The sequence below is a fragment of the Pseudobacteroides sp. genome (assembly GCF_036567765.1).
Taxonomy (GTDB): Bacteria; Bacillota; Clostridia; order Acetivibrionales; family DSM-2933; genus Pseudobacteroides.
On the sequence record NZ_DATCTU010000054.1, the window covers coordinates 1 to 8,451 of the forward strand.

At 35.8% G+C, this 8,451-nt stretch carries 5 protein-coding genes; all 5 read right to left on the reverse strand.

The window, feature by feature from the left end:
• Positions 1–219: 219 nt before the first annotated feature.
• Positions 220–672, reverse strand: a complete 453-nt coding sequence (locus VIO64_RS08825) for a hypothetical protein (protein ID WP_331917246.1) — start codon at positions 670–672, stop codon at positions 220–222.
• Positions 660–1,400, reverse strand: coding sequence for a SprT family zinc-dependent metalloprotease (locus tag VIO64_RS08830; protein ID WP_331917248.1), 741 nt, complete (start codon positions 1,398–1,400; stop codon positions 660–662). The genes VIO64_RS08825 and VIO64_RS08830 overlap by 13 nt, the downstream gene beginning before the upstream one ends.
• Positions 1,375–4,434 (reverse strand): HsdR family type I site-specific deoxyribonuclease, encoded by a 3,060-nt coding sequence (locus VIO64_RS08835; protein WP_331917250.1) that lies wholly within the window; start codon positions 4,432–4,434, stop codon positions 1,375–1,377. Before VIO64_RS08835 ends, VIO64_RS08830 begins: the two co-directional genes overlap by 26 nt.
• A 92-nt stretch (positions 4,435–4,526) precedes the next feature.
• Positions 4,527–5,810, reverse strand: a complete 1,284-nt coding sequence (locus tag VIO64_RS08840) for a restriction endonuclease subunit S (RefSeq protein ID WP_331917252.1) — start codon at positions 5,808–5,810, stop codon at positions 4,527–4,529.
• On the reverse strand, positions 5,807–8,200 hold the full coding sequence (locus VIO64_RS08845; RefSeq protein ID WP_331917254.1) for a type I restriction-modification system subunit M: 2,394 nt from the start codon (positions 8,198–8,200) through the stop codon (positions 5,807–5,809). The genes VIO64_RS08840 and VIO64_RS08845 overlap by 4 nt, the downstream gene beginning before the upstream one ends.
• Positions 8,201–8,451: the final 251 nt, after the last annotated feature.

Below are 8,451 nucleotides of genomic sequence, written 5' to 3' on the forward strand. Positions count from 1 at the left end.
TTTTTGCCCCCCATTCTTTAGAAAGGCTCACGCAGCCATACCATAAGAATCTTTCAGTATCTTTGACATGGCTTACGAAGAGGCCTGCAGAGTCAGGTAAGGAAAAGTATACCATGAAACTTCATTGGTATACTTTTCCTTACCCCTGAAGCGTTCCGTACTACATTTTATATACAACTCAGGTTGAATGTTATTTTTTAATGGAATAGAATAGCCTAGTTATCTTTGTTTTGGAATAATAGAAAATAAATATCCGTATGCAATCTGTACTTCTTTTACTGAGAATCCATAAATTTCAGCTTGTTCCTTGTAAGGCAAATCCATTATTTCAGGATTCTCTGCCAGAACTCCCATAATAAATATGGATTTAAAAATTGGCCCTTTTTCCAGAATATTAACACAATTAACCCTATATTCTCCTCTTGAGATTGTTTCAATACAATTGTCAACCAAGCTGAATTGTTTTATCGTTTTGGAAATGCTTGAAGCAGATTTACCCATTTTTTGAGCTAATTCTTTTTGAGTTATTCTGCAAATACCATCAGGGCATTTGTATTCTAATATTGTATTTATTAATAGCTGACAATATTCTATTCTGCCTTTCAAAAAATCACTGCTCATATTTATCACCTCTGCCCCCGGTTTTACATTTGGTTTTGTTAATACTTCCATTGCTCATGTCTAACTGGTAATTGATTAAGCTCATCCTTGTAAGACTTCCATTTGGGTAAAAACTTATCCATATATGCTATAAAAATATTATTATGTTTTCTTTCCAGTAGGTGCACCATTTCATGTACCACTATATACTCCAAGCAATTTGGAGGTTTTTTTGCAAGCTCAAGGTTTATCCAAATTCGTTTTTCTTCAGCATTGCATGTACCCCATTTTGTTTTCATTCTCCTGATTCCAAATTCGTTAACTTCTACATTGAGTATCTTTTCCCATTTTTCAATCAGTGGCGGAATAAGGGTTTTAAGCTGTGCCCTATACCACTCATCAATTATTATTTGTCTCTTAGCCATCGTTGTTTCAACTTTGGTATACATGACCATTGTTTTATGTTTTAGCTCAATCCTCGGTATACCATTTGACTCAATAACTTTTAAAAGATATCGTTTTCCTCTAAAAAAATGGCTTTCCCTATTTAAATATTCCCTTGGGGTTTCTCTTACCTGCCCTCTGAATTTTTCCTGCTGTCTTCTTATCCAACTTAACTTTGATAGTGCGTATACCCTTATTGTGTCCATATCAAGCCTTAAAGGAGCAGCTATTCGTACCGCACCGGAAGGAGGATATACGCTAAGATGAATATTCTTTATATCTTTTTGTTCAACATCAATAATAATATCTCCAAATTGTATCTGTCCAAGTTTAATATTCGTTTTGCTGCTCGACAATTGAAAAAATCCTTTCTACTTCATTTTGATCCTGCAAAACTTGATATAATGCACTTTTGATCACCTGTTTTTTTGCAGTGTTTTCACCTCGCCAACCATCTGGTTTACTCTCCATAACAGTATTATGAACTGCAATGGCAAGCTCTTCATTTTTCCCAAGGTTATTAAACAAAGCTCTCTTGGCTGGGGTATTTAAACTCTTGGGAGTACTGTCGGTTTTTCCCTGCTGAACGTTTCTGGCAAGTTCTGCAATCTTCTTTAAGTATTCCTCATAAGAAATGGCATTATCTTTACGCTCTTTAATTACTGCTTTTAACAAAGTTGACATTTCGTCAAAATATGCAGGGTCAATCAAATGATCCTTAATTATCTTACTGCGTACATTATTTTCAATAGCTTCCGCTACTGCCTCCTTATTGCTTTTCATATTTTCCGAAAGGCTGTTGATAGCGTCTGCAATCCCTGTTTTTACAATTATTTCTATAAGTGACATTTCAGTAAACGGTGAAATATTACGAGGATCTTCAGCCTGTATATAACTATCAATAAGATATCTCATATCAGCTTCATAAGTTTTAAAATCAGTTGTTTCATGGCTTGCCATCTTTATTTCTTCTCTTAACTTTAAGTAAAAATCTATTAGCTTCTTTATATCCATAATTTCTTTTTCGGTATATCCTGCAGCTTCCATATCATCGGCAATATTTGCATAAGCCCTTATGAGTGCCACTATCCCTTTATATAAAGCCATTCTTTGAACTTCCCGAGCTTTTAAATCCTCCGGAATTTCTGGATTACCGCAAAAATAACGCATGTACTGGAATGTATCTTTAGGAGGCATAACAGGCTCACAGAGGAAATCCAGATGTTCAATGGCCTCATCCAGCCTTTCACGTCCTTGCTCAATCCTGTTTTTCAAAAGAATATCACAGTCGGCTTTTTCAAACTCATCATAATCAAGCTCGGCAGTATATACTGCCACTGCCTTTTCAACTTTTCTGAAAAGGTCTTTGTAGTCAACAACATATCCAAACTGTTTATCATCACTATCCAGCCTGTTTACACGGCATATAGCCTGAAACAATCCATGATCCTGCATGGATTTATCGATATAAATATAAGTACAGCTTGGTGCATCAAAGCCTGTCAAAAGCTTGTTTACAACTATAATAAGCTTCATATTGGCAGGTTCTTTTAAAAATTTTTCTTTTACATTATCTTCATAAGTTTCAGTTTTGGTCTTTTTGGGTTTTGGAACAACATCCTTAAGAAGTTCCTTATATGTATTGTATATATACTCCTTTTCGGTTTCTGTATTGCTTCCCGTATCTTCTGTTGTAATATCTTTAGTGCTTGGGTTGTAGGATGTAACAATTGCACACTTCCCTTTAAAATCAGTTTTCTGAAAAAGCTCGTAATATCTACATGCTTCATAAATTTCTGAAGCTACCAGTATTGCGTTACCAGATCCTGAGTTTATTCTTGGCTTGGTGCTGAAATCAAACACAATGTCAGCAACGATTTTCTCCATACGTGAACGGGCACTTAAAATCTTCTGCATTGTACCCCATTTTTTCCTCAGCTCTGCTTTTTGGAAATCATTTAAGCCCCTTGTTTTTATTTCAAACCACTCATCAACCTTAGCAGGAGATGTAAGCTTTTGATCAATATCCCGTGCATCATACATCAAATCCAGTATAACTTTATCCTCAACAGCCTCATTGAATTTGTAGGTGTGTATGTACTTTCCAAAAACCTCAAGGCTTGTCGCCTTATCCTTCTTTAAAAGGGGTGTCCCAGTAAAACCAATAAAGACAGCGTTTGGAAGCATTGCTTTCATGGTTCGGTGAAGCTTTCCGCTCTGAGTACGATGACATTCATCTATAAAAAGAAATAATTCACCAACTGCATGTGCTGGCTGACTTTCAAGTTCCTTAATGAATCTTTCAAAATTGTCCACATCTCGTTTTCCAAACTTGTGAACAAGGGAGCACAACAATCTTGGTGAAGTTTTTGAAAGTTGAAGCATCAAATCTCTGCCGCTGGAAGTTCGGATTATATCTTTTTCTCCAACATCGGTGAAAACCCTTTCAATCTGTTTATCCAGTTCATCCCTGTCCGTTATTACGACAACACGGGCATTCGGCTTATTTTCCAATATCCATTTTGCCAAAAGTACCATTACAATACTTTTGCCGCTTCCCTGGGTATGCCAGATTATGCCACCTTCATATCTCTTTACATGCTCTTGGGCTGCCTTTATTCCAAAATACTGGTGAACTCTTGGAAGCTTCTTCATTCCAGCATCGAAAAGAATAAAATTATGCATTATCTCAATGATTCTTTCTTTATTACACATCTTTATAAGGTATTTATCAAGCTGTAAACGGCTGTCATCCTCAATATCTTCCTTCCATGTGAGGAAGAATTTTTCTGGAGTACCGATTGTACCATATCTCAGTCCTTCAGTATCATTTCCAGCGAAAACAAATTGCACCGTAGAAAAGAATTTCTCAATAAAATCTTTATTCTGATTTCTTATACTTTGGCGTATACCATCACCTATAGATACAGTACTTCGTTTAAGTTCAAGAACACCTATTGCAATACCGTTTATGTAAAGGACGACATCGGGTCGTTTTTCTTTTTCTTCAATTACTGTAACTTCTTCCGCTATGTAAAAATCATTTTCCAACGGATGATCCCAATCAATCAAATGGACTGTTTCATAATTTTCCCCAACACCTACCTTAACCTTGACACCATAACGAAGTAGACTGTAAACTTTTTTATTTCTATTGTACAGGTCCTCATTATAATTGGTAGATGTGTGCTGTAGCTCATGAACTGCTCTTTCGATCTGGTTTCTAGTATATCCTCTTTTAGCCAGATATGCCGTCAACAATCCATCTTCGATATTCTTGTTGTCCAGCCGCTCTTCCCAATTTCCAAGGTAGGTGTATTTCAACTCGTTTTTGAATAATGCAATTATACGTTTCTGCGTTTCCCTCTCAATCTGTCCTACATTCGGCATAGCTGTCCTCCTTCAGTGATGCATGATTTAATTGGAGTTACTAAATTACATATATATTTTATCATATTTTGTATAATTGGGATTATTTTTTGCTAAATAAGTCTTATTTTGCCTGTTAATAAATTTTGCATCATTCCTTGCTTGATTTTTTTGTATTTTTCCAGTTTGTTTTCTAATGCGGTTATTTCGGCGTCCATGTCGGATAGTATGGAGGCAATAGCTTTTTGTTCTTCAATAGTTGGTGGTAATAATAAAGGATATGATCTTAATTCTTTTAAATCTACACCAGTCTGACCAGAGGATCTTTGTGAAAGTTTTTCAATAAAGTCAAATAACTTTTCTTGTTTTAAATAATAATACGCATAGATTTTATTAAGCTTCTCACTAGGAATAGCTTTAATTAGTGCAACATTATAAGCTCCGTCGAGCCCGCTTAAAATTTGAAATATTGGTGGTCCATATCTACCAATCATAATGTCTTCTTTACTACAAAATCTTCTAGCCAAACTGATTGGTATATATGTTTTGTACTTGTCAGTTTTATAGTCTCGAATTTGTATTAGTCGAATATAACCTTCTTTCCTTGTAGAAATAAAATAAGTTCTGTCAGGCTGAGATCCTCCCAGAAATTTAATCAAATCACCAATTTGATAAACATGCCAATCCTCAGGAACTATTCCAATTTCAGTTTTTTTGTATTTACCAGCTTTTAAACCAAATTCATTTACACGCTTTTTGCCTGTAAGTAATTCCTGCATAGCTCCCTGTTTAATTACGCGTTTTTTATCAATGAGCTTTTCTAAAGTCTGTATTAATTCATCAATATCAGAAATAGCAGTTGCAATGGCAACTTGCTCATTAATTGTTGGTGGTAATAAAATCTTAAACGACCGGATTTGTCCAAAATTTAGTCCTTGTCTATTTCCTCCCGATTGATAACTTTCAATTTGTTTTTGACCATTAAATGATAGTAAAAAATAATTCAAAAATAAAGGCATCAACAGTGATTTCTTTGTTCGTATAATACAAACATGCTGATTTACATTGCCAGCAACAACTCTGTCATCAGCTATTGAACTACGTCCTATAGAAGCTCCAGTAATGTTTAAAAAAACATCGTCTTTTTCTATTTCAGTTGAGTTAAATTTTTCATGAGTAATATCATCAATAAAAGCAATATCTTCAAGTAATAATTTGCCCCAGCCAATATTTTGACTACGTAGAAAAGGTCTTCCCTCAGGTTTATAAACCTTTTCCCCACCTGTAGGAGTTATTCCACTTCCAACTTTTGTACAGAACTCACCCAATTCTTTTACTTCCCAATCCTCTGGTATTACACCAACCTCAGTAATCTTATATTTATTTTCAATTCTCATAGCCCCATCCTTTCCAGATGAGCCTTAACCTTTTCTTCCATCACCTTAACCTTATCATCCAATTCCATCAAAGTCTTCTCATACCTCTCGGCCAACTCCTTTATCCTCTGAGTCAACCTTTGATTAATGCTATCCATCTGAGAATGCACATCCTTTTCGATAACCGCCATCCATTTATCTTCAACAACCAAAACCTTAATTTCATCTTCCGTAAGCTTTGGATACTTTTCATAAGCTATATTATCTAGCTCTGCCTTAGCATCCTTAATCTTCCTGTTTAACTCCGCTTCTTGATTACATAATTCTAGATATTCTTCCAGTACCTTTCTTTCATCTTTTGCATCCTTACCAACTTCCTTAAGCCTTGCTTGGACACTAGCCTTATTAACCTTTTCTAGTTCTGCAAAATATCCTTCTTCACCGCTATGCTCTTCTTCCAACTCTGCTATCTGCGATACAACACTCTCACATTCAGTCTCCAGCATATCAATATCCTGTTTTTTCTCATAAAAATACCTGTTAATTACCAATTCTTTTGGCACCAGATCACAGGTCCAGCCCTTGTCTACCAACTTCTTTTGCTTATTCTCAATCAGTATTCTGTAAGTTTCAGCCTTCCATCCGTCAACAGATATCATATAACAATCATCCTGCATGATCTCATCCCAAAAATCCATCAGATGCTGGTAAACATCATACTTTGAAATAAGCTTGGTGTCCTTATAATGGGCAAGTATGCTTTCAGACAATTCAAATATAACCTTTTTAGGAACCAAGTCTACTTTCATACCTTTTAGCAAATCTGTATGCTTGACCTTCCATTCTTTAAAATGAGTTTCCATTGCATCTGAAAAAGCTTTAAACTCTTTGTGCTTATGAATAGTGTTCTTTATATCATCCTTTTCCACCTTTAAATCAAAGTACTTTTCCCTTGAGCTTTTGGAAAAAAGTGCTTCCTTAAGATTGGGACATACTTCCCAATACTCGTTCAAAGCATCAATATCATACTTTGGTATTCCACCTGAAAGGTGAGCTTCAATATCCTGTATATCTTCTGCTTCCTGACTGTCTATATATCTTGGAATATTCAAGTTATATTCATTTTTCTCTATCTCTGAAAAAGGCACCATTTTTGAATATTTATCTATTTCAATCTGATTATTAAACACATCCACGATTTTATGAATGTCCATGTGGCGAAGACGGTTTTTGTTTCCATCCTTCATAAAGCCTTTACTTGCATCAATCATAAAAATTCCCTTGCGGTTTACAGCGTTTTCCTTATCAAGTACTATTATACATGCCGGAATTCCAGTTCCATAGAAAAGGTTTGCTGGTAATCCGATAATGCCTTTTATATATCCCTTCCTTATAAGATTCTTACGTATTTCCGCTTCTGCATTTCCCCTAAAAAGAACACCATGGGGTAGAATACAGGCACCTTTGCCCTTTCCGCTCTTTAATGAACGTATTATATGCAAAAGATATGCAAAATCGCCGTTTTTAGCTGGTGGTACTCCATAATCTTTAAACCTTTCAAACTCATCATGTTCGGCATCCACCCCATTACCCCAACGTTTATCGCTGAAGGGCGGATTTGCCACCACGTAATCAAAGGTCTTTAGCCTGCCGTTTGCATCCTTAAACATTGGATTTGCAAGGGTGTTTCCCTGCTTTATCTCATGTAACGGATTATCATGGAGATACATGTTCATTCTTGCCAAACCTGTTGTTGCAGAATCCTTTTCCTGTCCATAAAGCGAAATCTTAATGCCAGCTTCATCTGATACTTTCAATAGCAGTGAACCTGATCCGCATGTCGGGTCATATACAGTTGTCTGAGCATTTACATTTGAAGGGTTTATGCCAATTATTTTGGCTATTATACGGCTTACCTCTGCTGGTGTATAAAATTGCCCCTTACTTTTACCGCTTTCCGTAGCAAAGTGTCTCATAAGGTATTCATAGGCATCACCTAGAATATCATCACCATCCGCTCTGTTCTTACTGAAATCAAGCTCTCTACGTTCAAATATTGCAATCAAATTGGTAAGTCGATCTACCATTTCCTTACCGCTGCCAAGCTTGTTAACATCATTAAAGTCCGGCATGTCCGACAAATGGTTCTTTTCAGCGATAGGTCCAATAATCTTTTTATTTATATCATCACCAATATTTGAAGTTCCTTTAAGAGCAACCATATCCTTGAATGTAGCACCTTCAGGTATTGTAACAGGTGAATATGGTATCCCGGCATATTTATCACTTATATATTTTACAAATAGCATTACCAGCACATAGTCCTTATATTGGCTGGCATCCATGCCACCCCTCAATTCATCACAACTTGACCAAAGTGAACTGTATAATTCAGATTTCTTTATTGCCATTTTTTCATCTCCCATAAATTATTAAAGCCAGTTATATTATATATAACCAGCTTTTTAAAATAAATAGTAAAGGTAAAATTTCAACTAAAATTGTATTAAAGCTTCAGGGCAAGGAAAAGTATACCAATGAAGTTTCATGGTATACTTTTCCTTACCTGACTCTGCAGGCCTCTTCGTAAGCCATGTCAAAGATACTGAAAGATTCTTATGGTATGGCTGCGTGAGCCTTTCTAAAGAATGGGGGGCAAAAA